The sequence below is a fragment of the Streptomyces roseochromogenus subsp. oscitans DS 12.976 genome, from assembly GCF_000497445.1.
In the GTDB taxonomy this organism is placed as follows: Bacteria; Actinomycetota; Actinomycetes; order Streptomycetales; family Streptomycetaceae; genus Streptomyces; species Streptomyces oscitans.
Genome location: NZ_CM002285.1, coordinates 3,820,789 through 3,823,692, shown reverse-complemented (window position 1 = coordinate 3,823,692; position 2,904 = coordinate 3,820,789). Strand labels below are relative to the sequence as shown.

The following is a 2,904-nucleotide window of genomic DNA, read 5'->3' as shown; positions in this document are numbered from 1 at the left end:
CAGCCGATGACTGTCCAGGTGTCCCCGCCTGCCAGGAGTGCGGCGAGGTCGCCCTTGCCTTTCTGTTCGATGGCGGTGTCGAGCTGGTCGGCCATCGCGGTGTCGTAGACGGGGCGTTCGACGGAGCGGAAGACTCCGATCGGGGTCTGGTGCAGGGTGTCGGGGTCGGCGAGGCGGGACAGTGCGAAGGCGGTGGTCGGGGAGGTGGCGTGGGCGTCGTGGACCAGGATGTCCGCCTCGTTGTCCGCGGTGACGGTGACGGCCTCCAGGTCCCCGGTGGCCCGGTTGCGCACGACACCGCGGGCGCCGTCGGTGCCGAAACGGATCGGCTGTCCGTGTTCCAGGCGGATCAGTGCCTCCTGGGCCTGCTGCGTGTCTTTCAGGGCGTCGAAGGCGCCGTCGTTGAAGATGTTGCAGTTCTGGTAGATCTCGATCAGGGCGGTGCCGGGGTGGTCGGCGGCCTGGCGCAGGACCTCGGTCAGGTGTTTGCGGTCGGAGTCGATGGTGCGGGCGACGAAGGACGCTTCCGCGCCGATCGCCAGCGAGACCGGGTTGAACGGGGCGTCCAGGGAGCCCATCGGGGTCGATTTGGTGATCTTGCCGAGTTCGGAGGTCGGCGAGTACTGGCCCTTGGTCAGACCGTAGATCCGGTTGTTGAACAGCAGGATCTTCAGGTTGACGTTGCGGCGCAGGGCGTGGATGAGGTGGTTGCCGCCGATGGACAGCGCGTCGCCGTCACCGGTGACCACCCACACGCTCAGGTCCCGCCTGCTGGTGGCCAGGCCGGTGGCGATGGCCGGGGCGCGGCCGTGGATGGAGTGCATCCCGTAGGTGTTCATGTAGTACGGGAAGCGGGAGGAGCAGCCGATGCCGGAGACGAAGACGATGTTCTCCCTGGCCAGGCCCAGCTCGGGCATGAAGCCCTGGACGGCGGCGAGGATCGCGTAGTCACCGCAGCCCGGGCACCAGCGCACCTCCTGGTCCGACTTGAAGTCCTTCATCGACTGCTTGGCCTCGGCCTTGGGGACCAGCTGCAGCAGCCCGCCTGCGGTGTCAGTCATCGATGGCCTCCTTCAAAGCCCTGGCGAGCTGTTCCGCCTTGAACGGCATGCCGTTGACCTGGTTGTAGGAGTGGGCGTCGACCAGGTACTTCGCCCGGATCAGGGTGGCGAGCTGCCCGAGGTTCATCTCCGGGATCACCACCTTGTCGTACCCCCGCAGCACCTCGCCCAGATTCCGCGGGAAGGGGTTGAGGTGGCGCAGATGGGCCTGGGCGATGGGCTCGCCGGCCCGGCGCAGCCGCCGTACCGCCGCCGTGATCGGCCCGTACGTCGAACCCCAGCCCAGCACCAGCGTCCGCGCGCCGTCCGGGTCATCGACCTCCAGGTCCGCGACCTCGATGCCGTCGATCTTGGCCTGCCGGGTGCGGACCATGAAGTCGTGGTTGGCCGGGTCGTAGGAGATGTTGCCCGTGCCGTCCTGCTTCTCGATACCGCCGATACGGTGCTCCAGACCCGGCGTGCCCGGGATCGCCCACGGCCGGGCCAGAGTCCTGGGATCCCGCTTGTAGGGCCAGAACACCTCACTGCCATCGGCCAGCGTGTGGTTCGCACTGGTGGCGAACTGCACCCGCAGGTCCGGCAGCTCGTCCAGGTCCGGGATCCGCCACGGCTCCGAGCCGTTGGCCAGATACCCGTCGGAGAGCAGCATCACCGGTGTGCGGTACGCCAGCGCGATCCTCGCCGCCTCCAGCGCCGCCCCGAAACAGTCCGCCGGCGTGCGCGGCGCGACGATCGGCACCGGCGCCTCACCGTTGCGCCCGAACATCGCCTGCAGCAGATCCGCCTGCTCGGTCTTGGTCGGCAGACCCGTCGACGGCCCTCCCCGCTGGATGTCCACCACCAGCAGCGGCAGCTCCAGGGACACCGCCAGACCGATCGTCTCGCTCTTCAACGCCACCCCCGGACCCGACGTCGTCGTCACCGCCAGCGACCCGCCGAACGCCGCACCCAAAGCGGCACCGATCCCCGCGATCTCGTCCTCCGCCTGGAACGTGCGCACACCGAAGTTCTTGTGCCGGGACAGCTCATGCAGGATGTCGGACGCCGGCGTGATCGGGTACGAGCCCAAAAACAGCGGCAGATCCGCCTGCCGGGAAGCAGTGATCAGACCGTAAGCCAGGGCGAGGTTGCCGGAAATATTGCGGTAGGTACCCACCGGGAACGCCTTCGCGGCCGGGGCGACCTCGAAGGAGACCGCGAAGTCCTCCGTCGTCTCCCCGAAATTCCAGCCCGCACGGAACGCCGCGATGTTCGCCGCCATGATCTCAGGCTTCTTCGCGAACTTCGACCTCAGGAACCTCTCCGTGCCCTCAGTGGGCCGGTGGTACATCCACGACAGCAGACCCAGCGCGAACATGTTCTTGCTCCGCTCGGCCTCCTTACGGGAAAGATCGAACTCCTTCAGCGCCTGAACCGTCAGCGTGGTCAACGGCACCGGGTGCAGGCTGTAACCGTCCAGCGAACCGTCCTGAAGCGGGGAAGCGGCATAGCCCACCTTCTGCAGGGCACGCTTGGTGAACTCGTCCGTGTTCACGATGATCTCCGCACCCCGCGGCAGATCACCCACGTTCGCCTTCAACGCGGCCGGGTTCATCGCGACCAGCACATTCGGCGCATCCCCCGGAGTGAGGATGTCATGATCGGCGAAATGAAGCTGGAAGCTGGAGACGCCGGGCAGAGTGCCCGCGGGCGCGCGGATCTCAGCGGGGAAGTTCGGAAGAGTGGAAAGGTCGTTACCGAAGGACGCAGTCTCCGAGGTGAACCGGTCACCGGTGAGCTGCATACCGTCACCCGAGTCCCCCGCGAACCGGATGATCACCCGGTCCAGACGCCGCACATCCTT

General features: G+C 67.2%; 2 protein-coding genes. Both read right to left on the bottom strand.

Annotated features, from left to right (window positions below; genetic code table 11):
* Positions 1 to 1,061: 2-oxoacid:ferredoxin oxidoreductase subunit beta (locus tag M878_RS66200; protein ID WP_023546231.1), on the bottom strand; the 1,061-nt coding region annotated here is incomplete at its 3' end.
* A partial coding sequence (locus tag M878_RS66195; protein ID WP_023546232.1) for a 2-oxoacid:acceptor oxidoreductase subunit alpha occupies positions 1,054 to 2,904 on the bottom strand: 1,851 nt, incomplete at its 5' end. The genes M878_RS66195 and M878_RS66200, both read right to left, overlap by 8 nt.